This is a genomic window from Rosistilla oblonga (assembly GCF_007751715.1).
GTDB lineage: Bacteria > Planctomycetota > Planctomycetia > Pirellulales > Pirellulaceae > Rosistilla > Rosistilla oblonga.
In genome coordinates, this window is the sequence record NZ_CP036292.1 from 4,419,163 (window position 1) to 4,446,035 (window position 26,873).

Here is a 26,873-nt window from a genome sequence, read left to right on the forward strand (position 1 = left end):
TGCGGTGAATGTGCGTTTTATAGTTGGCAGGCGATGACTGCCTGCCCTCAATTTCGAACCGCGGAAGTAACCATCCGCGTTCGCGTTTTGTCAGCCGATCCGAAGCTCGACCAACGACTTGGAATCGGATCAAACAACCTTAGCCAAGATGTCGCTCTCGCGAAGAATCTTCAGCTCTTGGCCGTCGACTTCGATCTCGCTGCCACCGTAACGGCCGTAGATCACGACGTCGCCGATCGCAACGGTCAATTCACCGCGGCTGCCGCTATCCAACAGCTTGCCAGGACCAACGGCGACAACGGTGCCGCGTTGTGGTTTTTCTTGAGCCGAATCGGGGAGGACGATACCGCCAGCGGTGGTCTCTTCAGCCGATGCGGGTTGAACGACGATACGGTCATCCAAAGGACGGATATTGATCTTTGCCATCTGTCTAGCTTCCTAACTTATATGATTTATTTGAGTTTTTGTTTTTGAGATTGAACGAGCCGTCCGGGGTGCGCTCCGTCGGAGGTCCCCGGACTACCGGAAATGGCCGGCTTACATCATGCCTGGCATGCCGCCCATTCCGCCCATGCCTGGCATACCGCCCATTCCGCCCATGCCTGGCATACCGCCCATGCCACCCATTCCGTGGTCATGGTGGTGGTCGTCGCCCGCTTCTTCCTCGACAGGAATCTCGGTGATCAACGATTCGGTGGTCAACAACAGCGCCGCGACGCTAGCAGCGTTCGACAGCGAGGTTCGCACAACCTTGGCGGGATCGATGATTCCGGCCTTGATCATGTCGACGTATTTGTCCGAATTGGCATCGTAGCCTTCGTTCTTATCCTTCAGGTTGCGGACGCGATTAACGACAACGCCACCCTCGAGACCTGCGTTTTCGGAGATCGCTCGCAGCGGCTTGTCCAAAACGTTGCGGATGATCCGAACGCCAAGCTTCTCATCGCCTTCGGTCGATTCTTCCAACTTCAGCAACGCTTTTTCGCAGCGGATCAAAGCAACGCCACCGCCGGGAACAATGCCTTCTTCCAAAGCAGCTTGAGTCGCGGCGCGAGCGTCGTCGATCAACGCCTTGCGTTCTTTCATCTCGGTTTCGGTCGCAGCACCAACGCTGATCTGAGCGACGCCACCAGCCAACTTGGCCAAGCGTTCTTGCAGCTTTTCGCGATCGTAATCGCTGTCGGTGTGAGCGATTTCGTTGCGGATCTGAGCGACGCGAGCTTCGATCTTGTCCTTCGCTCCGGCACCGCCAACCATCGTGCAATCTTCGCTGGTGATCTTAACCTTCTTAACGGTTCCCAGATCGTCCAGTTTGACGTTTTCCAGATCGATCCCCAGATCCTTGAAGATCGGTTGAGCACCGGTCAGAACAGCGATATCGCCCAGGATCGCCTTGCGACGATCGCCGTAACCTGGAGCCTTGACGGCACAGACGTTCAAGATGCCGCGCATCTTGTTGACAACCAGAGTCGCCAACGCTTCGCCTTCGACGTCTTCGGCGATGATCAACAGTGGCTTCTTCGATTTGCTGATCGCTTCGAGCAACGGGATCATCTTCTTGTTGCCGCTGATCTTCTCTTCGAAAATCAAGACCGAGCAGTTTTCCAGCTCGACGGTTACTTCGTCTTGGTTGGTGACGAAGTGAGGCGACAGGAATCCGCGGTCGAACTGCATACCTTCGACAACGTCGACGGTCGTTTCGTTCGATCGGCCTTCCTCGACGGTGATCACGCCATCTTTGCCAACTTTGGCAAACGCGTCAGCCAGAACGCGGCCGATCTCGGGATCGTTATTACCAGCGATCGTAGCAACTTGACGGATCTCCGCCTTGCTCTTTTCGCTGATCGGGGTCGACAGCTTTTGGATCGACGCGGTAACCATGTCGACAGCCTTGGCGATTCCGCGGCTGAGCGCCATCGGGTCGGCGCCGGAAGCTTCCATCTTCAGCCCTTCGCGGAAGATCGCTTCAGCCAACACGGTCGCCGTGGTGGTGCCGTCGCCAGCGACGTCGTTGGTCTTGCTGGCGGCTTCTTTGATCAATTGAGCGCCGAGGTTTTCGTTGGCGTCGTCCAGGTCGATGTCTTCAGCAACGGTTACCCCGTCCTTTGTCACCTTGGGCGAACCCCAACCTTTGTCCAGCACTGCGTTGCGACCACGAGGGCCCAACGTACTGCGAACCGCACGCGCCAATTTTGCGGCACCCGCCAATAGCGGTTGCCTCGCATCGTCATCAAACACGATCTGTTTTGCCACGTCGTGTCTCTCCTGTGAACGTCATTGTGTCCGAGCCGCCAAGCCGTGAAGCCCAACAGACCCATAAAAAATGTGAACGGTGAAATCGCTGCAATGCCAGGCTGCCAGACGTCGCACGCAAACCAATATTGAGGTCGGTGGCGCAGAGTGGCAGCCCGCCACTGAAGCTCCCCTCATGAGCAAGATGTGTGCCAAACGCTATTGCTTTATTGTAAAACGCTATCATGCAAGGCTTTACGCAACATCGACTCACAGCCGATCAACCCCTTGCGCGACCGCGGTGCCAGTTTGGCAGCGAGCGGAAGGAGCCGGTCAGCGACGTCGCGGCGGCGTTTATTAACGCTGACAGTCCCCCCCGCTGCCGTGTCGCTTGGACAACCACAGGGCAAATCACTTTTTCAATCAGGAGCGTCTCGGAGAAATGGTAACCGATCGATTAGCCAGCGATTCGCGTGGTGCCTCGCTTAAACGCCGGGACGCCAACAAAGCCTAAACTCCAACCGTGATTCGCCCCCGTTGCCAACCACCCCATTGTCTACCCTTGTCAGCGGATTCGGGTACATTACAACGACACCCGACGCGGCTTCGGCCAGATCCCGCCCCACGCGGGTGCGCTCATTGGGCCGCTCGATATCACCGGGACGCTCGCTCGAACGAACACGCTCCCCGATTGGCTCTCCCTTCCCACTGCGATAGGTACTGATGAACGATACTCCGTCTGAAGGTCAGCCCGCACCGGGCGAAAGTGGACAAAACCTGCGAGCCCGAATTCCCGATCACGTTGGCGAAGGGGTCTTTTCGACCGGCGCGATCGTCGTGACAGGCCCGACCGAGTTTGTCCTCGATTTCGTGCAGAACATCTCGCGGCCGCACCGCGTTGCGACCCGCGTGATCCTGCCCCATCCGGTCCTGCCTCAATTCCTCGACGCCCTTCGCAAGAACCTCGAAATCTACAAGGGCCGGTTTGGTGCTCCCGCCGATCCGCCCAAGCCGCCCGCCGATGCGCGGCGTCCAACGCCGCAGGAGATCTACGACGATCTGAAGATGAGCGACGCGATCCTCAGCGGCGCGTATGCCAACGGCGTGATGATCGGTCACGGAGCGGCTGAGTTCAGCCTCGATTTCATCACCAGCTTCTTCCCTCAGTCGGCGGTCAGCGCCCGCGTCTACATGGCAGCCGGGCAGATCCCGCGGTTGATCGAATCGCTCGACAACGCGATGAAGCAGCTGCAGATGCGGACCGGCCAACTGCCGCCCCCCAAGCAGAATCCTCCCTCGACACAGTCACCCGGCGACGATCTGTTGCCCCCCAACGAAAACCGCCCCGATCCCGAAGAACCTTCGTAACAGAGCAGCCGATCGATGAGTGATACTCCACCGCCGCAGACCGCTTCCTCGCGGATCGTGTTGGCCAGCGGTTCGCCGCGGCGCCGCGAACTGCTGGAACAAGCTGGATATGCGTTCGACGTGATCCCCGCCGATCCGTCGGTCGAGTGCGGCGTTTGCAGTTCCGAGACGCCGGCGGAGCTGGTCGCGCGGCACGCGTTTCGCAAAGCCGAAGATGTCAGCCGGCAGATCGATGCGGGAATGGTGATTGCCGCCGATACCGTTGCGGCTTGCCGAGGCCAGATCCTTGGGAAACCCGAAGATCGCGAACATGCCAGGCAGATGCTGAAGATGTTGGCTGGAACCCAGCACGCCGTCTTCACCGGCGTTTGTTTGTGGTCGCTGCCGGACCAGAAGGCCAGCCTCGACGTCTGCTGCACACAATTGCAGATGGAAGCGATCGACGACGCCACGATCGAGGCGTATCTGGACAGCGACCGTTGGGTCGGCAAAGCGGGTGCGTTTGGCTACCAAGATGGCAACGACTGGCTGCAAATCCTTTCGGGCAGCCCCTCGAATGTCGTCGGTCTGCCGATGGAGCGGTTGCAGGAGATGTTGGCCAGCTTTGCCGAAACCGCTCAAGCGATCGATGTCTCCGCTCGCCAGGCCCCTCTCGTCGAAATCGACCGCCCCTCGTCATAAGCACGATTCCATAAATACTAGCACGAAGCGCCAGCGAGTGAATTTACCAGCACGAAGCGCAAGTTTTGATGTTGCGCCGATGGATGCTTTGATCAGGCGACGCACCGGTATTCCTGGGATAAAAGCTCAGTGTAGCGTTTCCTCAGTGTGCGGAGGCCGTGGTTGGTTTTTAGCCGTCGCAGATGCCACTGGTGCTCGCGATAGCGAATGCCTAACAGCAACGCCTCGCGGACGGTGTAGCTGCGAGCGTGCTTCCAGCATTTGCGCTGCCGATCGTCGATTCGGCGATCGGCCAGTTTGCGGCGACGAGTCCATTCCAGATAGCAGAACGTGATCAGCACGATCCCCATCCAGCTCTCGACCGCCTCGAAATCTTTGAAGCTGTACTGGTTCATTCCCAGCGTGCTCTTGAGTTCTTTGAAGAACAACTCGATCTGCCAACGTAGACTGTACAGCTCACACACCTGCCGAGCCGACAAGTGCTTTGCATTGGTCATCAACAACTTCGTCCCTTCACGTTGAATCTTTTTGCCAATCGGCTTACTCGAGGAAAAGACGAGCATGACCTTGCCCACATTGTGGACCTCGCTTCTCTCGCTGTGGACGTGATACGTCCGAGTTGACTTCGTCCCGTCGCGGCGGCGTGCCGTTCGATGGCAGGAGGCTCGACGCTGAGCAGCGTAAGGCCCCGCACCGATCGAAAGACGAATGGTTTGGAAACGTGATGCAGGAAGTTGTTCGATTCGCAAACTCACACGAGGCCGCTTGCCGTGCTTCTTTGCAGAGAAGACGCGATTGGTGTTGACCGGAACGATCCAGAAATAGCCTCGCTCCTGGCAAGCCGCACGCACGCATTTCGCGTCAAATGCGGTGTCTCCGAGCACAATCAGTTCGATGCCAGCGGGTACCTGCGCGTCGCAAATCAACTGCGCCGCAAGCTGCGCCTGCGTCCGATGTTTGATCTTGTGGACCTTCGCATAAGGCTTGGTGTAGTAGGGCAGCCACATCGGTACTCGCAATCCGTCAGGAGTCAGCAGCAATGCGAACACGAAACAGTGGCAACTCTTTCGTTGATACTTGTACTTGGTGTAGCGGCGATTCTTGGCCGGTCGTCGCTTGGAGTTACCGGTGCTGAAGGTGTTTTCGACGGTCTGCCCGGCAGTGGCGACGAGCGTTGAATCGAGCAGCAGGAGATAGCGGCCGTTCCAATCCTGATCACGAAGCATCTTTAGGGTGATCGCCGTGAGCAAATCGGCGATAGCCTGCCGGTACCGTTTAAGGAAGCGTCCGGGTTGTGCCCGATGCCGCGGTTTTCCCTCGATGGCGGAGGCAGCAGACATGCACGAGTTTCGACCGTGCCGCGTAAGAATAGCGATCAAGAATCGCAGCAGCATGCTTCGAAAGTGAGCAGAACCCTGCGTGTTCGGCAGAAACGACTTGATTGCGGGGAGGGAATCTTCCATGATTGCCATCGGTGAGCTCCTGGGCTTTGTTTGTGTGGTAACTCACAAACTCAGGATGTCTCACCTCTTTCTGCAATACCAATTCTCGCTAGCAACCCCATCAACGCGCAACATCAAAAAGCGCAAGCGAGTGAATCCCGGCACGCTCACTCGCTTGCGCTTCGTGCTGGTATCTCGCGCGGCGGGTGGGTAAGGGCTTCAGTCGCGGGCGCTGGAGCGATATATTGAGAGGCTTGTCACAATTGCTCCCAGGCTGGGAACCTATCGATCGTTCCGCGGGTTGCGTGAGTAACACCAACACGCATCGCAAGCGAACCAATTACCAGCACGACGCGCAAGCGAGTGAATAAATACCGGCACGACGCGCAAGCGAGTGGATGAATACCAACACGCCCCGCAAGCGAGTGGATTCTTCACGCTCACTCGTTTGCGTTTCGTGCTCGTAATGTTGTTTTCACTCGCTTGCGCTTCGTGCTAGTAACGCGTGCTCGTTAGAATTCCCCAGCCGCTCCCGCAACCGCCAGGGCAGCTCCGTTTTTGATTCCGGGACATGGATAACGTCCGCGGCGCGACGTCGCGTCGGTTCGTCTGCCGCATCGGCGAACGACCTGTCGCCCCCCGCGTCTCTTCAAAACCGAAGTCGCACTGCCAAAACAGAAAGGCGTCTGTTCGATGGCTTATAACAAACGCGGACGCACTCCTCGCGGTTCGACGTCGCCCAGTGCCACCTCGATGCTAAAACAGATTCTGGGCGAAGCGTCCGTCCCGTTTGGTGCCCCGCGTCCAAGGCAATGGCCGCAGGCCGATCCCAATTCGACCGATCCGCTGGTGAAGCGAGGCATCGAGCGCGTTCGCGCTTGGTACGAAGCCTGCCTCAATATTCTCGATTCGTTTCCCGATAGCATCACCGATTCGGACAGCTACGAATCGCCACACGCCTTTTTTGTCTCGGCGGTCTATCCCGACGGAACCGTCACCGGGCAATACCGCAAAGGGCCAGAGCGGCACGATGTGATGCTGGCGATCCCCGATGGCAGCGCCCGAAAACGAATCGCCTGCAGCTGCAACGTCTCGTTGGGCAAAGAATACTGCGAACACACCTTCCATTTTGTCGACTACGTCTACGAACAATTGCGAGACACCCGCAGTTGGTTGAACCGACAGGTTGCCCAAGGTCTGTTTACGGCGGGGAGCTTCGATCCCAAGAGCTTTGATTTCGGCAGCCGAGCGCGGATCGAACGCATACTCGAAGACCTGCCGATCGCCCCGCCCGACTTGGATCTCGAAGACGCCGAACTGCCACCATCGCGGTCGGTGTCGCAGGATCGCATCGCATGGAATCTCTCGACGCGTGGGACCGATCACGAGATCCTGGCGATCCATCAGCAGGCGAAGAAACGTGGCAACGGCTGGACCAAGGGACGCCGCGTATCGGTCTCGACGCTCAACGTTCTCGAGGTCACGCTCAGCGAAGCCGACCGCCGCGTCCAGTCGCTGGTGCAAATCGATTCGAGTTATTATCGCGTCAGCACGAAACTGGACACCATCGCGGTACTTCGCGAATTGATCGGCCAGCCGAACGTGTTGTTCAACATGCACCCCGCCGAGGTCGTCCGCTTCGACGCCACCTTCCAATTCTGCCGCGACGACAAGCAGTGTTGGTTGGAATTGGTCGGCAGCAAGCCGCACAACAACACGTTCTTGTATAACGAGGACTGCTTGATCCATATCCGCAACGACTTGGCCAGCATTCGCATCTGCGAACTGCACCCGAGCCAGATGAAGACGGTCGTCGCGGTCCTCAAGCTGCCGCGGATTCCCGTCGAATTCGAACAGGATCTGTTGAAGCGCGTTGCCGATCTGCAGCGTGTGATCAACGTGAAGGTCCCCGAATCGGTCGCCGGCCAGATCATTCCCGACACGTGTCGCCCCGTCGTCTTGTTGCGTTCACACACCACCGGATCGCTCGACTTCGGCGTCCGCGTTCGCGACGCGATGGATGTCCTGCATCGCCCCGGCACCGGGTTGATGCTGAAAGCTGGAAAGCTCGAGGGCCGGCCTGTGCAATTCCAACGCGATGCGGACGAAGAGATCCGCGAGTCGGATGCTCTGCTGGGCAAATTGGGGCAGAAACCGGGAGAGTTTGACGGCAGCATCAGCGACTTTGAAGCGGCGATCGGGCTGGTCGGATCCCTGCAAGATCTCGAATCGACGGGGATCGAGGTGCTGTGGGACAAATCGTCCGAAAAGCCGCTGCGAGTTCTGGGATCGGTCACGACCAGCAACGTCAGCGTCGGTATCAACCGCAAGCACGATTGGTTTCAACTGTCGGGCAACTGCGATCTCGGCGAGGAATCGGTCCCGTTGTCCGAACTGCTCAACGCCCTCCAGAACCCTGGAGAGGAGAGCGTCCGGGGCGACTTTGTCCGGATCGGTGACAAGGGCTGGACGAAGATCGAAAAGGGCTTGCGAGCTAAATTGACGGGACTTCGCGATTCGGTCACGCAGGATCGCAAGGGGCTGAAGTTCGACGCCACGTCCGCTTCGGCTGTGCGTGATTTCTTGAGCAACGATGTGCAAGTCGAAGCGACGCGTGCCTGGCATCAGTGCCTGACGCGATTGGAACGAGCCGAAAAACTCGAGCCCGTCCTGCCGGCCGGACTCAACGCGACGCTCCGCGACTACCAGACCGATGGCTTTCGCTGGCTGCGACGGCTGGCCGAATGGGGCGTCGGCGGGATCCTCGCCGACGACATGGGATTGGGCAAGACGCTGCAGACGCTGGCGGTGATCTTGGATCGCAGCAGCGAGGGACCGACGCTGGTGATCGCGCCCACATCGGTCGGGTTCAACTGGGTTCGCGAAGCCGAACGGTTTGCGCCCGACTTGAGCGTCCATCTTTACCGCGATACCGACCGCAGCGAGTTCTTGTCGACAGTGGGTCCCGGCAGTTTAGTCGTCTGCAGCTACGGTCTGGCGCTGCGAGATGCGGACGCATTAGCTGACGTGAAGTGGTCGACGTTGGTCCTGGACGAGGCTCAAGCGATCAAGAACAGCCGCAGCAAAACATCGGCTGCGATCGCATCGATCCCCGCGCAGTGGAAGGTCGCGCTGACGGGCACGCCGGTCGAAAATCATCTGGGCGAACTGTGGAGTTTATTCCACGTGATCTCGCCGGGCGTCTTTGGCGGTTGGGATCAATTCCGCAAACGCTTCGCCGGACCGATCGAAAAAGACAACGACGAATCGCGACGCCTGGCGTTGCGAGACCGCTTGCAACCGTTTGTGCTCCGCCGCACCAAGACCGAGGTCCTCAAAGACCTGCCGCCACGTTCGGACATGAACCTGTATGTCGAACTGACAGCGACCGAACGGATGATGTACGACAAGGTGCGAGCGTCGGCGCTGGGCGAGATCGACCAGATCGCTAATATTGGCGATGTCAAAGACCAACGCTTCAAGATCCTGGCCCTGCTGACGCGGTTGCGGCAGATCGCTTGCAGCCCGCGGATGGTCGATGAATCCTTCTCGCAGCGATCGTCTAAATTGCAGTTGTTGCAAGAGACGGTGGCGGAGCTGAAAGAGGAGGGGCATCGCGTGCTGATCTTCAGCCAATTCGTGAAGCACCTGACGCTGATCCGCGAGATGTTCGACACCGAGGGAATTCGATACGAATACCTCGACGGTCAGACTCCCGCCGACCAGCGGCAAGCTGGCGTCGATCGCTTCCAAAACGGCGATGCCACCGCATTTCTGATCTCTCTAAAAGCTGGCGGTACGGGGCTGAATCTGACCGCCGCCGACTATGTGATCCACATGGATCCCTGGTGGAATCCGGCGGTCGAAGACCAGGCGACCGATCGGGCTCACCGGATCGGTCAAGAAAACCCCGTGATGGTCTACCGATTGATCTCACAGGGGACGATCGAAGAAGAGATTCTGAAGTTGCACGATGCGAAGCGCGATCTGGTTTCGGGAGTCATGGAAGGAACTCACGCGGCGGCCAAGTTGTCGACAACCGACCTGATCGATCTGGTCCGCGGGAGCTGATGCCGATGAACCGCCAAGAAATGTTATCGCAGATCCCCGAACTGCTCTCCTTTGCCGCATCGCCTCGCGTCGTTCGAATCCCGCCGGAGATGAACGTCCCGATGACCGATCGCGCCGCGCGATTGCTCGACACGCCGCCGCTGCGACGATTGAGCCAGGTGAGTCAATTGGGATTGGTCGGCTTGGTCTATCCCGGGGCGACTCATTCGCGGATGGAACATTCGTTAGGCGTCTACCGCAACGCGTTGATGTTTCTGCAACGCTTGGTCACAACAAAACGTTTTGCCGAAGTCGTCGACCCACGCGGTGCGGAGCGTTTTCTACTGGCGTCGCTGTTGCACGATGTCGGTCACTGGCCGTTCTGCCACCCGATCGAAGACATGCGTTTGCCGGGCGTGCCGCGCCACGAACAGCGAGCTCGGCGGATCATCGGCGACGCGGAGATCGCCGATCGGATTCGGAACGATTGGCAAATCGAACCGGACGAAGTCTGCGATTTGTTGGACGGCAAAGATCTCTCCGACGAGAACCAAGCGCTCAGCAGCCTGTTGAGCGGGCCGATCGATGTCGACAAGATGGACTACTTGATTCGCGACAGCTTGCACGCCGGCGTTCCCTACGGCCGCAACTTTGACACCGGGCGGTTGATCGGTTCGTTAGCCATCCATCCGTCGCGGCCTCGTTTGGCGATCACCGACAAAGGCCGCACGGCCGCGGAGATGATGGTCTTTTCGCGTTACATCATGTTCAGCGAGGTCTACTGGCATCCGACGGTTCGCAGCGCCACGGCGATGCTGCAACGAGCGATCTACCAGCTGCACGAACGGTTGGATATGGACAGCATGTGCGAATTGACCGACGCCCCGTGGATCGAACGGTTGTTGATGGCCAGCGCCGGAACCGATGTCCAATGGTTGACTCAAGGATTGTTTGGCCCCAAACGGCGATTGTTCAAAGAGATCGGGCAGTTCAGCGTATTGGATTCGCCGCAGATTCATGCGTCGCTTGCCGGTAGACCCTATCCGTGGCTGGTCCGTTGCAGCGAATCGTTCGCTCGGTTGGCGAGCGCCGCAATCGGACGACGCGTTGGGCCGACGCACGTCTTGATCGACGCTCCGCCGCAGAAGTTGGAGGTCGACATCAACGTCGATGTCGTCGATGAGCAGGGCGTTGTTCGCACCTTGGGTGACGTATCGCCCGTCGCGGCGGTGCTGGCACGCCAGCAGTTCGATAACTTTGTCAAACGAGTCCGAATCTTTGTCTGCCCCGAACTTCGCGACAGCATCACACCGCAGCAAGCGCGCGAGATCCTGGAAGCTGCGGTGGAACAGACGCCCGATGCAACGTAGAGCCACAGCATCGATGGCTGCCGTCGCTGGTCATGCTACATCGTGATCGGTGCTATGTTGCCGAGGAAGCTCTGGTTGGTTTGCAGCTTGGAAATCGCTTCTTCCATCGCGTAATACTGCTTGTACAGCCGCGCCTCTTCCGATTCGAGCCGCACGTTATACGATGCGATCCGATCGTTGTTGGTTTCGATCCGCTGCTGCAGCGAGTTGTTTTTGTTCAACAGCACGCTGTTGCCGACACCGGCCAGTTTGTCGACTGTCTCTTTGATCCGAGCCGCAACGCCGGTCGTTTCGGTGGTGAAAAATTCTTTGACCGCGTCGGGATCGGTCTCCAGCTTTGCCGTCAACTTGCTCGAATCGAAGGTCATCTGGCCGGTATCGGATAATCGGACACCGATCTCCCCGAGCGATTTGATGTCGCCGGCGGCGTTGATTCGTCCGCTGAACAAGTTGCCCAGCTGAGACTGCATCCGCAACACTTCGCCGCTGCCAAACAGCAGGCCGACCGTTTGCGTCGCTTCGTCGAACGCTGTCAATGCATCCATCCGATCGACCAAGCGGTTGTAGGCCGAAACGAAGTTCGTGACGCTGCTGACGACAGCGTTGTTGTTCTTGGTGACGTCGACATCGACCGCCGAATCAGTGACCTTCTTGGCGGTTAGGGAGAGCCCGCTGATCGCGTCGCTGAAGACGTTGTCGCTGCTGTGGAAGAGCGTCGCGGCTCCCGATTCGCCGACTTCGATAACCGCATCTTGAGCCGACGCTGTCTGTCGCAGTCCGATATCGAATCCCGTGGTCGAGACGGCCAGGCGACCGTCGGTGCCTCCACGTTTGCTGAGGATTTCCAAGCGACCACCAGCAGCCGACGCTGATGCATACTGCCCAGCATCTTGGATCTTCGCCGCGATCGTGGCGACGGTATCCGATGCGTTGACGTTCACGGAAATGCCCTGCGAACCAACGATCGCGCTGGTCACCTTGCCATCGATCACGCGCGACTCGGCCGTGCCGGCGATACCCAAACTGGCAGCCGATGTGCGACCGTTGCGATCGGTGATGTTTAAAGTCCCCTCGCCGTTGCTGGTATCGACGATCTGGATTCCGTTGCCGTCGGCATTCAGGCTCGCTTCGACACCGATGCTGAGACTGTTGATCTGGTCGATCAAAGCGCCGACGGTTTGCGATTCCAAAGCGCCAAGGCTGACGATCGACGCTTGCCCCGTCGAGTCCTGGATCGTAAACGAACCGGTCCCCACGCCGTTGCCTTGGTTCAGTTCCGACAACGCGGTGTTCCGCGAAACGTATTGAGCCCGCAGGTTGTTGCCGTTGGCATACGTATCGGTCGTGTCGATCTCTAGGCCCAACTTCGCCGCGGTCTCGTCGAGGCTGGAAACCTTTAAGTTGCTTGTCGTCCCGCCGGTCAGATCGCGGATCGCGATCCCGGTCCCTTGGTCGTTGTAGTCGGCTTCGATGTCGAGTCCGCTTTCGTTGATCGCGGTGATCACATCGGCGACGCTGTTGGCTGCCGACAGATCGACGTCGGCGGTCGAACCGTCGTGAGCGGTGATCGATATCGTTCCCAGCGTGCCCAGGCCGGCTCCGCCAGCCAACGTGCTCAGGCTGACCGATTGCAGACCCGATTGCAGCGCGATCCCGGTCGTCGAATCGGCTTCGCCTTCGAAGACGAGTCCCAGGTCCGACGCGGCCGTGCTCCCTTCGGCATCGGCGATCGTCAGCGTTCCGGTCCCTTCGCTGAGGTCGGTCAACTCGATCGCGTCTCCGGAAGCCGACAGGCTCGCCTGCAGCTTGGGATCGGCGTCGTTCAGCACGCGCAACAAGTCTTCGATCGTTGGATTGGATTGCGGATCGATCGCCGCGCCCCCGTCGACGACTGCGAAATCGGCGGTCGATACGGCTGCCGATCCATCGCCACCGGCGGTTGCAGTGAAGAGAGCCGACAATTCTTCGTTGCCAGCCAACGCATCGGCGATGTTTGCCGCGGTGGTGTTCCCCTCGTCGATATGGAAAACCAGTTGTTTGCCGTAAGTTCCCTCCAACAGTTCGACCGTCTCGCTTCCCGCGGCGACGCCGACATCGTTGACAAACAGAACTTCCAAGCCGTCGTAATCGCCGCCTGCCGCGACCGTTTCGATCGTCAGACGGGCGTTGGGATCGGCAGCGCCAGTGGTTCCCGACGCGTTCGTTGCTTCGCGGGAGAAGTCGCCAAAATCGATCGACAATTCGGTCCCGTCGCGGAGCGTGATCGCGATGTCATCTTCACCGCCAAAGCCGACGCCGCGTCCGTCTCGTAGACTCGACAACGAAGTCGCTGCGGAGAGCGAATAGATATCGCGTCCGCTGGCCGAATCGCTTGCGGTATTGATCCCGCGCAGGCCTAGATCGGACGCTGTCGAACCGCCGCCAACTTCGCTGACACTCAAATTTGATAGCGTCTTGCCCGTCTTATCGGTCAACACGATCTTGTCGCCCGAAGTCGATGCGCGGACGTCGATGTCGGTCGATTCGTTGATGCTCGCCAAGACGTCGTCGATCGTCGTGGCGCCGCTGAGGTCGATCATCGCGGAATTGCCGCTGCGATCGGTGATTCGGATCTGGCCGCGCTCCACACCGCGGCCTCCATTAAGATCTTCCAGTGCGGCGCTGCTGTCGATGAAGCCGCCGGTTTCGATCTTCAATTGGCCGCTGTAGCCGAGCGATTCGGTGCTGCTGCCCAGATCGCGCGAACCGAAGCTGTTGGTCTGCGCCAATTGGACCACGCGAACCTGTTGATTCTGCAGATTGACCGAGTCGGCGGTCTGAGTGACCGACAGGGCTTCGCTGTTCGAAGAGGCGACCGATGTCGTCTCGTAGAGCGTTTCGCGGCCAAACGCGGCGCTGGCCAGATCGAGCCCGACAGCCAATGCTGTCAATTCGGTGATCGCGACCTGTTCCTGCTGTAGCGCCGCGGTGCGAGATGAAAGCAGATCGCGGGGCCGCGCCGAAATTCCCATCAATTGTTCGACGGTATCCTGGATTGGAATCCCGGTGATCAAACCGACAGAAGATTGAATTGTTCCCATGGTAAAACCGTTTGGGCAGCAGAGATCGAAGGGCTTAAATTGGTCTGCGGATCGAAGGGGTGACAACCCGCATAACCGTTACTATCGGCCTAAGCAAAACGGCGGCTCGAATGAATCGAACCGCCGTGTCGAGATTTAATAGGTGTTTCGAGTGGGGATTAACCCAGCAGCGAAAGCACGTTTTGTGGGTTTTGGTTTGCCAGCGACAAGACCGAAGTACCCGATTGAACCAGAATCTGAGCACGCGTCAGGCGAGCCGATTCGGCAGCGAAGTCGGCATCGCGGATGCTCGATTCCGCTTCCTGCAGGTTCGCTACGGTGTCGTTCAAGCTGACCAGGTTGCTTTCGATTGTCGTTCGTTGGAACGCACCCAATCGACCGCGAAGCCCGGTGACTTGATCAATCGCTTCGTCGACGATCGCTGCTGCCGCGGTGGGATCGGTTCCCAGAGCCGCACGACCACCTTCGCCCAATTCGAACAACTTGCCGCTAACTCCACCCAATTGAGCGGTGTTTACGCTGCCGATGCCGATGCGAGCCTGTTGGTTCGCAACAACTTGGCTACCCAGTTGGAACAGAGCTCCACCACCGTTGATGTCGAATTCGATCGAACCGACGTAGTCCGCTTCGACCGACATGTTCAGGTCGAGCGTTCCGGTGTTGATCGTCAACTTGTTGCCGTCGCCGCTAGCATCGACGCCGTTGACCTTCGCCTTGACGTCGGTACCTGTCGCACGAGCTCCTTCGTTGACTACGGCACCAAAGGTTCCGTTTTCGCCCTCTTCGATCACCTTCAGATCGACAAACGACTTCGATCCGTATTCGCTTGAGTTCAATTCCAGCGTGGTTCCGTTAGCAACCGCGGTGACGCCCGTCGCTTCGGAGACCAGGTTGATCTGCGAGATCAATTGATCCAGCGTGGTGCCAGCACTGATGTTGAAGACTTCCGAACCGGTCGAACCAGCCAATTCGAAGACGACGTCGGCGGTGATACCACCATCGTCAGCATCTTCGATTTCGGTCGTTGCGATCGAATCGTCGGCGATGTGCAGGATGCCGTCGCCATCGTTGGTCGTCAATTCAGCCGAATAACCGGTCAGATCGTTTTCGATCGCCGCGATGATGTCAGCCAGATCGGTGTCGGAGTCATCGTCGACGGTGATCGTGATGTTGTTGTTTTCATCGACGCTCGCCGTAACCGCTCCGCCCGTATCGCCACTGCTGTCGATCGTGATCGTGCCGTTAAAATCCACGCCTTGTGGCGTGGTGATCGTGATCTCGTCGGTTGCTGTCGAACCGGAACCACCACTGAAGGCTTCATCTTCAATGTCGTCGGATCCATCGACTGCGAAGACGTTGTCGGCGTTAATCGTTACAGCAAACAGATCGCTGAACGTATCCGTGCCGTCCAACAGCGTGGTCGAAGAATCCAAAGCGGCTTGGATCGCCGACAGGCTCTGCGCGGTCGTGTCGTCGACAGTGATCGACAACTTACCATCGGCAAACGAGACTTCCGCCGCGGCGTTGGTGCCGCCGGTGAATGCCAATGGCGCGATGTCGTTGTCGTCGGTGGCCGTCGAGGTGAACACGTCGGTTCCAGCACTACCCAATTGAATTTTGAAATCGTCGTTGAAGTTATCGTCCGCTTCCAACGCCGCTTTGATGTCGGTCAACGTTTGATTCGCGAGGTCGTTGACGGTGATTGTCAATGCATCGCCAGTTCGGCTGACCACAGCCGCGGCGTTGGCACCGGCGGTTCCGCCGTTGAGCGCGATTGGTGCGAGCGAGTCGTCCGATCCGTCGGATCGAAAGACGACTTCTTCGTTCCCTTCGGCGACGTTAAATTCGAAGTCGGTATCGGCAGCCAATGCCGCTTGGATATCTTCCAATGTTACACCGACCGTGTCGTCGACGGTGATCGTGACCACACCTGCCGCTTCAGAAATCGAAGCCGCACCGGCCGCCGGGGTGCCGCTCTCGATTTCGACCGTCAGAGCATTACCAGCGGTTCCGTCGAATGCACCACCAGCTTTGGCCGAAACGGTGAACGCACCGGCAACGCCGTTGACGTTGAATCCATTCGATTCGGCTTGTGCGGTCGCGGTGTTGCCAGCAGTAAATTGAACGGTCGCTGCGTTGCCCAATCCGCCGTCAAGAGCCCCGCCCTCTTTCGCCGAGATGGTAAAACTGCCGCCGCCATCAAGTGATTTCACCGCGGTCGTCGCTTGTGTCAAAGCGGTCGTTCCGCCGCTTTTGATATCGACGGTCAGATCGTTTCCGGCGATACCATCCAGGCTGCTGCCATCGAGAACGTCGACGGTGAAGTCAGCTCCGCCAGCAGTCTCCAAAGTGCCGGTCTTCGCTTCGTCGGCGGCACCTGTCGAGTTCGTCAGCGTGATCTTGCCGGTTCCAGCGCCCGAAGCAGGAACGTTGTCGATCTTGACCGAAGCTTGCGAGGCCGCTTCTTGGACCGAAACATCGACTTGGATCTTGCCAAGGTTGCCCAAGTTGGCTTGGTCGATTTGAATGTTTTCGATCTTGTTGAAGTTCGACGTGCCGCTGGTCAAGAAGTCCAGACTGCCGTCCAACAGTTTGCGACCTTGGAAAGTCGTGGTTTGCGAAATTCGGTTGATCGCTTCCAGCGAGCTGTCGACCTGCAACTGGTTCGCCGCGATCTCGTCGGGGCTCAGTGCTCCACTATTCGCCGCTTCAACAACCAGACCGCGAACGTCGTTCAACAGCGTGCTCACCTGTCCCAGAGCGCTGTCGGCGGTTGCGATGATTTGGTTGGCGCGTTCGGTGTTGCTGACCGCTTTGTTCAAGCTGGTGATTTCGCTTCGCAGCGCTTCGCTAGCGATCAAACCCGCAGGATCATCCGATCCCGAATTGATGCGAAGGCCGGTGCTCAAGCGAGTCAGTGCTTCTTGTAAATCGCCGTTGGATGATTGCAATCGGTTTTGTGCAACGAGCGATGGAACGTTTGTATTAATCCGGGTCATATTATTTTTCCCTCTATGCGGTTCAACGTGGACCTGTATTTGGACCCGCTCAAATCAAGCGGGCTAACCCTTGTGGTTCGGAACCACAATAAAGCTGAAACGTGGACCGGGCGTCTGACCGCGACGGCGTTCTGCGGGTTGCTCGTGAGATTCGTCTACGCGACTCTACGGCGTCCTCACCAACAACATGTTCACTCGACGCGTCGTTGGCTACCGGCGATCGGGAGAGGTAGCACTACGGATGCTACTGACCCCCTGTCTCCGACGAAGTATAGATCGGGAATGTTTGTTAGCATTGTGAAAACAAGGTTGGCTTTTCCTTCGTTTAATACTTCCCCCCCACTACGTCCGCTACAGTCGTTACAGTCGATTCTTGCGCGTAGCGACCTTGACGATCGCGCCGACTTTACCGACACAAACTTTTCCCAAACTATTGACGAATGCGACTCTATCAACTCTCAATCTGAGGTATCCCGGCCTCCCTCGGACCTCTACAGGACCCGGTAGATACAACCGCTTAGGGAGGATGAAGGTTCGTCTTGCATTGCAGAATCGGATCGTCGATCCGGCCCCAGGCGAGAGAGAGCGACACCACGCAGGCGAGACTCTCCAAGGGAATGCAAGCAACCCAGTTTGCCTACACTAGGTGCATCGGCTAGCAACGCACCCCAAGTTTTCCAAAACGATAGAAAACCTCAATCTTTTCATCGATCGGGGTCTGTTAACCAACCCGCTGCCGAATCGTAGCTTGCAAAAGAGCAAAGGCTTCCCGTTCGGCATCCCCTGCCGTCTTGTCGACCAAGACCTGCAGGCGTTCCAGATCAGCCAACAGTTCCGCCGCGGGCAACAGATGAGTCCGCGTCGCCAGGATCGCCGCTTCGACGACAGCGTGTTTGGCTCGATTGAGTCCAAAGAATGGCGGGCCGATCCCCTCGGCTCGGATAGCGCACTCCGCCGTGGGACGCTGCGGATCGTAGATCCACCGTACGACTTCGATCGCAAACCAACGGCTCGCCTTCTCCAACACGAACCATCCGCCGTCGATCGGTCGGACCTCTGGTGGTGGTTCGATTCGGCCGATCGCAGCCTGTGCGATCATCAACACATCGTCGGTCACATGCACCACCGCCCGCGACGTCGCGCGAAGATTACCGTAAGTCGTCGACGACTTAAACGGCCGCAATTGGATTTGCGTGATCCCCGCGTCGACGATCGGTCCCATCGGCGCGACGTTTAATTCCCCGCTGGCATTGGTCGAAGTGACAAGACTTTCCAGGATCATCGGTTCGCCACCGTCGCTTCCACTGCAGGCAAGCGATCCAAAAAGTTCTTCAGCATTTCGTCACCATGTTCGGTCAGAATCGATTCGGGATGAAATTGCACGCCAAAGATCGGGAACTCTCGATGTTGCAGTCCCATCACCAAGCGATCTCCCGGATCGCCGGGCTCACGATCGGTCCACGCGGTGACTTCCAGAACGTCGGGAATCTGCGCCGCATCGGCGACCAACGAATGATACCGGGCGGCGGGAAAGGGATTGGGCAAGCCGCGAAAAAGTCCGTCGCCACGATGTTCGATCGAACTCGGGACGCCATGCATCGGCTCGCTGCGAACGATCCGCCCGCCAAACGCTTGCGCGATGATCTGGTGCCCCAGACAAACGCCCAGGATCGGCAACCGCCCCGCGAATCGGCGAGTGATCTCCAGACAAGCCCCCGCTTGATCGGGAGCCTTCGGGCCGGGCGACAAGATGATCGCCGCCGGGGCGAGCGCTTCGACTTCGTCGACGCTGATCTTGTCGCTGCGAACGACCAACGTGTGATGCCCCTGCTGCCGCACGTAGCGAGCCAGGTTGTGGACGAAGCTGTCGTAGTTATCGAGCACCAGTAACATCGCCGCGATTCTAACGCTTTGCATCCTTCCCAGCCAGGATATCCCCCGCCGCCGCTGACACATTCCTCCTCCTGCCAACTGCTCGCTTCCCCTACAGCTTGGTTCGTCAGCGACCAATCAGGCGATTTTGCTGCCGCTGCGATCACAATCCTCGGTTCGGGCACGACGCTTGCAAGGCATAAGGAATCGCGGGGCATCCGTTCCTGGCAAAAAACGCTTTATCAACCACAGGATTCCAATGCTCCACAGCCCTGCTGCGACGCCATCCGCCGACGGACTGATCGAGATCGGCGTGATCATCGCGGGGCCGTTGGACGATGTCGACCGGCAGAGCGCGTCGCGGGCAATCGAACAGACGCGTCGCGATCTCAGCGAGATGATGCCGGAGTTTCGCTTCCGTATGCTGCAGAGTCGCCGTCCGGAACTGGCCAGCGAAGGGAGGACGCAGCCTAGCGTTTTGCTTCAGCAAGCCGCCGAAGAACGAGACGCCCGGCACTGGGACTTTGTCATCGTCTGCACCGCCTCGGACCTCGTCGGCAACTACGCTCCCTTCTGCTTCGCCGCCCTCTCCCGCCCGCTGGATGCCGCGGTGATCTCCCTCTCGTTGATCGATCCCCCAGCGATTCACGACAACGCGGAAACGAAAGCTCGGATCCGCGTGATCGCTCATCGAACCAGCCGCTTGATGCTGCACGCGATCGGCCATTTGAACGGGCTCAGCGGCCAGGAATCGCCGCAGAATCTGATGTTTCGTCCCGCCACCGCGGAAGAGATCGATGCGATGCAAGAGCTCGAACCGCCGCAGATCGACGCGATGCACGACGCGATGGCCGAGATCGCCGACCAACGACTCGAAGAGAGCACCAGTCGCCCGGCGAGCCGATTTGCTTTTTTGGTCCGCGCCGCTTGGATCAACCGACGCGAGATCGCTCAAGCGGTGATCGGAGCCCGGCCGTGGCAGTTCCCACGCCATTTGAGTCGCCTGACGATCGCTGCGGTCTCGACAGTTGCGATCCTCCTGATGACCGCCGAAGCATGGGATCTTGGGCTCTCGCAAACCGCGGGCGAAGTCGCGACGCTCGCTTTGGCCAGCTTGATTCTTACCACGATCTACGTCGTCTTCCGCCAGCAATTACTGGTCCGTCGCGGACGCCAGCACACCGAACAAACCGTCGTCACGTCGACCTCGGCGTTGGCGATCGTGCTGTTGGGAATGTCGGTCACCTGGATCGTGCTGATGGTGATCGGCGTCAGTTTTTCCTGGCTCCTCTTCGATGGCGACCTGATCGCCGCATGGGCCGGTTCCAACGAAATACAAGCTGGCGAAATCGGCCTGGCGACGTTTGTACGCATGTCTGGCTTTAGCGCTTCGCTGGGGCTGTTGATCGGAGCGTTGGGAGCCAGCTTTGAATCGCAGCATTACTTCCGCCACATCATTTTCGTCGACGAAGAGATTTAATCGGCGGATCGAAAAACCATGCAATCGATCGGGCCGAGCAACTCTGCAGCCAACACGATCACAGCGTGTAACAGTCTGCGGCCGCGAACCAAATCGGTTGGCATGCTGATTGCATTGCAGTCCCGCAAACTCGAAGCACACTCCAACCCGACAGGATCCTTCCGATGCAATTTCATCCATGGCAATCCGTAGCCATCGCCCCGCTTTTGCTCTGCCTTTGCGGTTGCGACGGCAACGTTGAAACAACCGACGACGCGACGCGGATCGAAGCGGAGATTCCCAAGCTGGAGATCGGTGACCAGCCGCTCGACCTTCAATCCTCGACCGACGGCGACGTCGATATCGACACGCCTCTCCCCGGCGATTCGTGATCTTTCCAGCACGCCTCAAATTCCGATCGACTTGTTCATTTCAGCCGACCTGGATCAACGCTCCCCATGCCCCAATCGACGCTCCAACCCGCTGGCGAAGCCGCCGAAGCGATCGCTGTGTTGTTCTATTGGATGAGCGCCGGGGCGGTCGTGATTTGGATCATAGTCGTCGGCCTCGCCGTTTACGCGATCTATCAACCCGGCCAACATCATCCCCAGACGATCAAGCGTTGGGTGATCGGTGGCGGAGCGGTTTTCCCGACGATCGTCCTGACCGGATTGCTGTGTGTGTCTCTCCCGATGATGCCCGAACTGCAGCGGCCAGCTCCCCAGGGCAGCTTGCAAGTCCATGTCAGCGGCGTCCGCTGGTGGTGGAGGATCTCGTATCAGATCGACGACGAAACCGTTGTCGAAACGGCAAACGAAATCCGCTTGCCCGTCGGCCGCCCCGTCGAATTTAAGCTCGACAGCGAAGACGTCATCCATTCGTTTTGGATCCCGGCGTTGGGAGGCAAAGTCGACATGATGCCCGGCCGCCAAACGCGGTTGAAACTGCATCCGACACGTGTCGGAACCTTTCGCGGCGTCTGTGCCGAGTTTTGTGGTGCGGCGCACGCTCAGATGAATTTTGATGTCGTCGTGATGCCGGCCGATGAGTTCGACGTCTGGCTTAAGCAACTCACGCGACCGACGGCTTCCTCGCAAGAACCCGATGCGACCGATGGCGAAAAACACTTCTTTGCCGTTGGCTGTCATGCCTGCCATACGATTCGTGGAACTCAGGCCAGTGGGAGAATGGGGCCCGACCTTACCAACTTTGGATCGCGTCCCAGCATCGCCGCGGGGCTGCTGCCGAACAACCATGCCAACCTCGTCCGCTGGATCACCGAGACCGATCGCGTGAAACCGGGCGTCGACATGCCGACGTTCCACGCGATGGATCGACTGCAGGCCGCCGAGATCGCCGCGTTTCTGGAGGGGCTGAAATGAGTGACCATCCCGAAGACAAGAATCCCCAGTCGCAACCGACGTCCGAGCCGGTGACAGCTCCCGCGGCGGAACTGACCGATCAAGAGAAGCGGCTGTTGGAACCGTGGAAGACGCCGACGGGATGGCGGTATTGGGCGGCGGTGAACAACTCCGAAATCGGCCTCTGGTACACCGTCACCGCGTTTGCATTTTTCCTGTTCGGCGGCGTGCTGGCGTTGATTATGCGAGCCCAGTTGGCGATCCCCGAAAACGATTGGCTGAGTCCCGATCAATACAACCAAGTCTTCACGATGCACGGCAGCGTGATGATGTTCCTATTTGCCGTGCCGATTCTCGAAGCGATCTCGATCCTGTTGTTGCCACAGATGATGGGAGCGCGAGACCTTCCCTTCCCACGCTTATCGGCTTATGGATATTGGTGCTTCTTGATCGGCGGGATCTTCGTCTGCGGTTCGCTCTTCTTCGGCGTCGCCCCTCGCGGCGGCTGGTTCATGTATCCGCCGATGACCACCGAATATCAGACCGATGTCGGACCCGACATCTGGCTGCTGGGACTCTCCTTCATCGAGATCGCATCGATCGCCGCCGCAGTCGAACTGATCGTCGGCGTCTTGAAATGCCGCCCGCCGGGAATGCGATTGAACCTGATCCCGCTGTACGCTTGGTACATCCTGGTCGTTGCCGCGATGATCCTGTTCGCCTTTCCGCCGTTGATCGCCGGCGACCTGTTGATGGAGCTCGAACGTTCGCTCGACTGGCCCTTCTTCGACGCGTCGCGCGGCGGCGATCCGATGTTGTGGCAGCACTTGTTTTGGATTTTTGGACACCCCGAAGTCTATATCGTCTTCCTCCCATCGATCGCGCTACTGGCGATGATCGTTCCCACATTCGCACGGACGCCGATGGTCGGTTATTCGTGGATCGTGTTGGCCGCCGTCGGAACGGGCTTTCTGAGCTTTGGCCTGTGGGTCCACCACATGTTCACCACCGGGCTGCCTGGGCTGACGATCGGAATCTTTTCAGCGGCTTCCGAAGCCGTCGCGATCCCAACCGGCGTGCAGATCTTCTGCTTTATCGCCACACTGTTGATCGGCCGCGTGCGGTCATCGGTCTGTTTGTGGTTCGCTCTCGCTGGCTTGGCGACCTTCATCATCGGCGGCCTGACCGGCGTGATGATCGCGATCGCGCCGTTCGATTATCAAGCCCACGACACCTATTTCATCGTCGGCCATTTGCACTACGTCCTGGTCGGTGGCACGATCTTCCCGATCATGGCCGGCGTCTACTATTACTATCCGCTGGTGATGGGGAAACAGTTGTCGCAGCGGCTGGGCAAACTGACCTTTTGGTTGACGCTGATCGGTTTCAACGTCAGCTTCTTCCCGATGCATCTGACCGGCTTGATCGGGATGCCGCGCCGCGTCTACACCTACCCGGCCGGGATGGGCTTCGACACGCTGAACCTCGTCTCCTCGATCGGTGCGTTTGTGTTAGCCGCTGGCTTTGCGGTCTTCCTGTGGGATATTGTTCGTCCGAAGCGAAAGCAGGCGCATGCGGCGAGGAATTGTTGGAACGCGGGGACGCTGGAATGGCTGGCCGATGTCCCCGACCGACCTTGGGGAATCCGATCGATCCCGATCATCGAGAGTCGTTATCCGCTGTGGGATCAAGCGAACTTTGTCCGCGACGTCGATGAAGGGAATTTCTACCTACCCGATGCTGAAGAAGGGCTCCGGGAAACGCTGGTCACATCGACGATGGACGCCCATCCGCAACAGTGTCTACGCGTCCCGGGGCCGTCGTTTATCCCGATGTTTGCCGCGATCTTCACCGGCGGGCTGTTCATCCTTTCGACGTTCCACTGGTACACCGCAGCCGGGATCAGCGGCCTGTTGGCGTTGGTCTGCATAGTCATTTGGCTGTGGACCGGCACCGCTCCGATTCCCGAAAAACCATCGAAAGATGTCGGCCGGGGGCTGCGTCTGCCGCTCTACGTCTCCGGCCCTCAAGCGGTCGGTTGGTGGGCGATGTTCATCACGATGCTTGGCGACATGACAGCCTTCATGGCGTTGGTCTTCGGCTATTTTTTCTACTGGACCGTACACGAACAGTTCCCGCCAGCCGACCAGCCCGGCCCGGGGATCCTCTATCCGCTTGGCGCTTTGGCTGCCGTGGGCGTCGCTTGGGCATGCACTCTCGCCGCACGTCGATGGAACCGCCGCGATCGCCCCGCCCTGTTTTATTCAGCGATCGGCATCGGGGCGCTGGCGACGATTCACGCTGGCGTCACCATCGCTGCGGCTCCGATCGCCAACAAGATGGATCCGACCAGCCACGTCTATCCGGCGATGGTCTGCGTGTTGGTGCTTTGGATGACGCTTCATTTGGCCGTCGGTTTGCTGATGCTGATCTACTGCGCCGCACGACGCATGGCGGGCAGGATGGACGCGGTTCACGACGCCGACATCATGAACGTCTCGCTCTACTGGCACTTCATGGCGCTGACCGCGGCGATTACCGTCGCCGTGATCGCAGGCTTTCCTTTTGTTGCATGAGGTGACTGATGACGGATGCGACCAACACGACAACGCCGACGGTGAGCTACCGAGCGCTCCGAAATCACATCGTCTGGTTGCTGATCCCGCCGACGACCTGGGCGATCCATTTTCTAGCCAGCTATCTCACGATCGCGATCGTTTGCGCCAAATCGGAGACCGGCGACGCGATGCCGATCCGAATCGCGATCGCGATCTATACGCTTGTTGCGTTGGGGGTGATCGCGTTGGTTGGCTGGCACAGTCACCGGCAGCATCGCCACGGCGACGCATCTCCGCCGCACGACGGCAACACGTCGGACGATCAACTGCGATTCATCGGATATGCGACGCTCCTGTTGGCCGCACTCAGCAGCGTCGCCACGCTCTTCACCGCGTTAGTTGTCCTCTTTATCGGGAGCTGTGACTAATGCGACCGATGCTTTGGAATTTGGGGTGGTTGGTTTTGGCGATCGCTTGGCTCGGTCCGTTGCCGGAAATGGCCAGCCATTCCTTCGCTGCCCACATGACGCTGCACATGGCGGTCGTTGCCGTCGCGGCGCCGATGTTGTCGATCGCCGCGGCGGGGCGTCGGTGGGATCCGGTACTCCGATTTCCAAAGCTGTTCGCCCCCGTTCCGGCATCGGTTGGCGAGCTGTTGATCGTCTGGGCCTGGCACGCCCCGGGACTGCATCACTGGGCCCGCCACGATGCGTTCGGATTTGTTGTCGAACAGTCGATGTTCCTCGCCGCCGGCGTCTGGGTCTGGCTGTCCGCTTTCGGTGGATCGCAGCCGCGCGACCGCGGCCGCAGCGCCGCCGGAGTGATCGGGCTGTTGTTGACTTCGATGCACATGACGCTGCTGGGCGCGTTGTTAGTCATGTCGCCACGGTTGCTCTATTCCCATCATCACGGAGGCACTGGGCTAACGCCGATCATGGACCAGCACATCGGCGGCGCGGTGATGCTTGTTGTCGGCGGGCTGGCGTTTTTGACCGGCGGATTGTGGCTGACTCGCGATCTCGTCGATCCGATCCGGATGCCGATCGGGGCGACGAAAAGCTCTCCTCTTGGAAAGGCGAACACACGATGAAACGACGACTGAAAGAGCTTTGCATCCTGCTGGCCGGGCTCGGCGCGATCGGCCTGTTTGTCCTCGTCTCGGGGATCGCACCGATCAACGCCAGCGGCGGACATTGGCCGATCACGCGTTGGTTCTTGGACTACGCAAGCGATCGGTCGGTCGACTTCCACAGCTCCGGAATCGAGCCGCCTCCGCTGGATCAGCCCGGCATGATTCGTTTGGGCGCGGCAACCTACGATTCCAATTGCCGCTGGTGCCACGGCCGCCCCGGCGGGCCGGCTCCCGTCGTCGCCGGGCACATGACTCCCTCGCCTCCCTACCTTCCCGGAGTCCCGCTCGACAAAGAGCCACGCGAGTTGTTCTACATCGTCAAACATGGGATCAAGTTTGCCGGAATGCCCGCCTGGCCAACGCAGACTCGCGACGATGATGTTTGGCCAGTCGTCGCGTTCCTACAACAGTTGCCGCAACTGGACGCGGAAGACTACGATCGCCAAGTGCGAGTCGAAACCGAATCCGATTCGCCGGTCGAACAACTGGCGGCTCAGACGTGTGCCGCCTGCCACGGAACGTCGAGCTCGCCGGCTGCCGGACCGCGAGTCCCGCTACTCGCATCGCAATCCCAGGCGTATCTCGAACAGTCGCTTCAGGCCTTTAAAACCGGAACGCGACAGAGCGGAATCATGCAACCGATCGCGGCGCGGCTGACCGATCCGCAGATCGCGAAACTTGCGGCGTTCTACGCGGCGGAACCGGATGTCGAACGAGAAACGCAAATGGCGAACGTTGCCGAATCGAATCGGGCCGATGTCGACGAATTGGTAGAGCGTGGCAAGTCGCTGGCCCACCGAGGAGACCGACAAAAGAAGATCGCCGCCTGTGCCGCCTGCCACGGTCCGGGAACGACCGAGCGCAGCGACGACTATCCCAAGTTGGTCGGCCAGCCCGCTTGGTATCTGACGCAACAACTGGAACTGCTGCAGCGACGGGCGCGTGGCGGGACAGATCGAGTCGAACGCATGCACTCGATCGCCGACAAGCTGACGGCGGAGGAGATCGAAGCGTTGGCGAACTACTACGCTCAACTGCCACTCGGGGAATAATTGCCGACGAAAAATTTCACGCTTCCTTACGATGAAGCGTATGCAACCAAAACGCCGACGCAGCGTGCGGCACACCAATTGCGTTGATCGATGCATTGGCGGAACCGATGTTTCGCCAACCGCGTTACCGGCGTGGATGAGCGAGGATCGAGCCGTTTGGTAGAAATACGATCAATCTCTTCTGCGGACGCGACACGCGGATCGTCGTTCTCTCGAT

General features: G+C 59.0%; 18 protein-coding genes and 1 pseudogene. 11 read left to right on the forward strand and 8 right to left on the reverse strand.

Annotated features, from left to right (window positions below):
• Nucleotides 1-129: 129 nt before the first annotated feature.
• Nucleotides 130-426: a co-chaperone GroES gene (locus CA51_RS15555; protein WP_145122129.1), complete on the reverse strand. Its 297-nt coding sequence runs from the start codon at nucleotides 424-426 to the stop codon at nucleotides 130-132.
• A 111-nt stretch (nucleotides 427-537) separates the two neighbouring features.
• Entirely contained in the window at nucleotides 538-2,253 is a 1,716-nt protein-coding gene (groL, locus tag CA51_RS15560; RefSeq protein ID WP_145122131.1) for a chaperonin GroEL, read from the reverse strand.
• Nucleotides 2,254-2,955: 702 nt separating this feature from the next.
• Here groL and CA51_RS15565 point away from each other — a divergent pair.
• Nucleotides 2,956-3,600 carry a DUF3467 domain-containing protein gene (locus CA51_RS15565; RefSeq protein WP_145122133.1) on the forward strand — a complete coding sequence of 215 codons (645 nt, stop codon included), beginning with the start codon at nucleotides 2,956-2,958 and terminating at the stop codon, nucleotides 3,598-3,600.
• 15 nt (nucleotides 3,601-3,615) lie between these two features.
• Entirely contained in the window at nucleotides 3,616-4,281 is a 666-nt protein-coding gene (locus CA51_RS15570; RefSeq protein WP_145122134.1) for a Maf family protein, read from the forward strand.
• A gap of 92 nt (nucleotides 4,282-4,373) precedes the next feature.
• On the opposite strand, the gene CA51_RS15575 is transcribed toward CA51_RS15570, so the two are convergent.
• Nucleotides 4,374-5,507, reverse strand: coding sequence for a transposase (locus tag CA51_RS15575; RefSeq protein ID WP_197451218.1), 1,134 nt, complete (start codon nucleotides 5,505-5,507; stop codon nucleotides 4,374-4,376).
• Between the two features lie 909 nt (nucleotides 5,508-6,416).
• Between CA51_RS15575 and CA51_RS15580 the strand changes: the two genes are divergently transcribed.
• Both CA51_RS15580 and CA51_RS15585 read left to right on the forward strand, forming a co-directional pair.
• On the forward strand, nucleotides 6,417-9,794 hold the full coding sequence (locus CA51_RS15580) for a DEAD/DEAH box helicase (RefSeq protein ID WP_145122139.1): 3,378 nt from the start codon (nucleotides 6,417-6,419) through the stop codon (nucleotides 9,792-9,794).
• A 5-nt stretch (nucleotides 9,795-9,799) separates the two neighbouring features.
• Entirely contained in the window at nucleotides 9,800-11,143 is a 1,344-nt protein-coding gene (locus CA51_RS15585) for an HD domain-containing protein (RefSeq protein ID WP_231745721.1), read from the forward strand.
• A gap of 35 nt (nucleotides 11,144-11,178) precedes the next feature.
• Here the strand turns inward: CA51_RS15585 and fliD are convergent, their stop codons facing one another.
• From fliD to CA51_RS15605, 5 genes and pseudogenes are all read right to left on the reverse strand, one after another.
• Nucleotides 11,179-14,223 (reverse strand): flagellar filament capping protein FliD, encoded by a 3,045-nt coding sequence (fliD, locus tag CA51_RS15590; protein WP_145122141.1) that lies wholly within the window; start codon nucleotides 14,221-14,223, stop codon nucleotides 11,179-11,181.
• A gap of 158 nt (nucleotides 14,224-14,381) precedes the next feature.
• Nucleotides 14,382-16,436 (reverse strand): flagellin, encoded by a 2,055-nt coding sequence (locus CA51_RS15595; RefSeq protein ID WP_476705541.1) that lies wholly within the window; start codon nucleotides 16,434-16,436, stop codon nucleotides 14,382-14,384.
• 162 nt (nucleotides 16,437-16,598) lie between these two features.
• A pseudogene (locus CA51_RS26585) lies at nucleotides 16,599-17,222 on the reverse strand (flagellin); the annotation flags it as partial.
• Nucleotides 17,223-17,943: 721 nt separating this feature from the next.
• Nucleotides 17,944-18,504, reverse strand: coding sequence for a DUF447 domain-containing protein (locus CA51_RS15600; protein ID WP_145122145.1), 561 nt, complete (start codon nucleotides 18,502-18,504; stop codon nucleotides 17,944-17,946).
• A complete protein-coding gene (locus CA51_RS15605; RefSeq protein WP_145122147.1) occupies nucleotides 18,501-19,115 on the reverse strand; it encodes an anthranilate synthase component II in 615 nt (204 codons plus the stop codon). Before CA51_RS15605 ends, CA51_RS15600 begins: the two co-directional genes overlap by 4 nt.
• 238 nt (nucleotides 19,116-19,353) lie before the next feature.
• On the opposite strand from CA51_RS15605, the gene CA51_RS15610 reads away from it, so the two are divergent.
• The 7 genes from CA51_RS15610 (at nucleotide 19,354) to CA51_RS15640 (ending at nucleotide 26,656) form a co-directional block, all read left to right on the forward strand.
• The gene (locus CA51_RS15610) at nucleotides 19,354-20,574 is read left to right on the forward strand and encodes a hypothetical protein (RefSeq protein ID WP_145122149.1); all 1,221 of its coding nucleotides are present in this window, start codon (nucleotides 19,354-19,356) and stop codon (nucleotides 20,572-20,574) included.
• Between the two features lie 164 nt (nucleotides 20,575-20,738).
• Nucleotides 20,739-20,945 carry a hypothetical protein gene (locus CA51_RS15615; protein WP_145122151.1) on the forward strand — a complete coding sequence of 69 codons (207 nt, stop codon included), beginning with the start codon at nucleotides 20,739-20,741 and terminating at the stop codon, nucleotides 20,943-20,945.
• 66 nt (nucleotides 20,946-21,011) lie between these two features.
• Nucleotides 21,012-21,935, forward strand: coding sequence for a cytochrome c oxidase subunit II (gene coxB, locus CA51_RS15620; protein ID WP_145122153.1), 924 nt, complete (start codon nucleotides 21,012-21,014; stop codon nucleotides 21,933-21,935).
• Nucleotides 21,932-24,490, forward strand: a complete 2,559-nt coding sequence (ctaD, locus tag CA51_RS15625) for a cytochrome c oxidase subunit I (RefSeq protein ID WP_145122156.1) — start codon at nucleotides 21,932-21,934, stop codon at nucleotides 24,488-24,490. Before coxB ends, ctaD begins: the two co-directional genes overlap by 4 nt.
• Nucleotides 24,491-24,498: 8 nt before the next feature.
• Nucleotides 24,499-24,900 carry a transmembrane prediction gene (locus CA51_RS15630; RefSeq protein ID WP_231745722.1) on the forward strand — a complete coding sequence of 134 codons (402 nt, stop codon included), beginning with the start codon at nucleotides 24,499-24,501 and terminating at the stop codon, nucleotides 24,898-24,900.
• On the forward strand, nucleotides 24,900-25,562 hold the full coding sequence (locus tag CA51_RS15635; RefSeq protein ID WP_145122158.1) for a cytochrome c oxidase assembly protein: 663 nt from the start codon (nucleotides 24,900-24,902) through the stop codon (nucleotides 25,560-25,562). Before CA51_RS15630 ends, CA51_RS15635 begins: the two co-directional genes overlap by 1 nt.
• Nucleotides 25,559-26,656 (forward strand): c-type cytochrome, encoded by a 1,098-nt coding sequence (locus CA51_RS15640; RefSeq protein WP_145122160.1) that lies wholly within the window; start codon nucleotides 25,559-25,561, stop codon nucleotides 26,654-26,656. Before CA51_RS15635 ends, CA51_RS15640 begins: the two co-directional genes overlap by 4 nt.
• Nucleotides 26,657-26,873: the final 217 nt, after the last annotated feature.

Coding starts and splice junctions, on each gene's coding strand:
- CA51_RS15555 (WP_145122129.1), bottom strand. CDS start 426: ATGGCAAAGATCAATATCCGTCCTTTGGATGACCGTATCGTCGTTCAA.
- CA51_RS15565 (WP_145122133.1), top strand. CDS start 2,956: ATGAACGATACTCCGTCTGAAGGTCAGCCCGCACCGGGCGAAAGTGGA.
- CA51_RS15570 (WP_145122134.1), top strand. CDS start 3,616: ATGAGTGATACTCCACCGCCGCAGACCGCTTCCTCGCGGATCGTGTTG.
- CA51_RS15575 (WP_197451218.1), bottom strand. CDS start 5,507: ATGCTTCGTGATCAGGATTGGAACGGCCGCTATCTCCTGCTGCTCGAT.
- CA51_RS15580 (WP_145122139.1), top strand. CDS start 6,417: ATGGCTTATAACAAACGCGGACGCACTCCTCGCGGTTCGACGTCGCCC.
- CA51_RS15585 (WP_231745721.1), top strand. CDS start 9,800: ATGAACCGCCAAGAAATGTTATCGCAGATCCCCGAACTGCTCTCCTTT.
- fliD (WP_145122141.1), bottom strand. CDS start 14,223: ATGGGAACAATTCAATCTTCTGTCGGTTTGATCACCGGGATTCCAATC.
- CA51_RS15600 (WP_145122145.1), bottom strand. CDS start 18,504: ATGATCCTGGAAAGTCTTGTCACTTCGACCAATGCCAGCGGGGAATTA.
- CA51_RS15605 (WP_145122147.1), bottom strand. CDS start 19,115: ATGTTACTGGTGCTCGATAACTACGACAGCTTCGTCCACAACCTGGCT.
- CA51_RS15610 (WP_145122149.1), top strand. CDS start 19,354: ATGCTCCACAGCCCTGCTGCGACGCCATCCGCCGACGGACTGATCGAG.
- CA51_RS15615 (WP_145122151.1), top strand. CDS start 20,739: ATGCAATTTCATCCATGGCAATCCGTAGCCATCGCCCCGCTTTTGCTC.
- coxB (WP_145122153.1), top strand. CDS start 21,012: ATGCCCCAATCGACGCTCCAACCCGCTGGCGAAGCCGCCGAAGCGATC.
- ctaD (WP_145122156.1), top strand. CDS start 21,932: ATGAGTGACCATCCCGAAGACAAGAATCCCCAGTCGCAACCGACGTCC.
- CA51_RS15630 (WP_231745722.1), top strand. CDS start 24,499: ATGACGGATGCGACCAACACGACAACGCCGACGGTGAGCTACCGAGCG.
- CA51_RS15635 (WP_145122158.1), top strand. CDS start 24,900: ATGCGACCGATGCTTTGGAATTTGGGGTGGTTGGTTTTGGCGATCGCT.
- CA51_RS15640 (WP_145122160.1), top strand. CDS start 25,559: ATGAAACGACGACTGAAAGAGCTTTGCATCCTGCTGGCCGGGCTCGGC.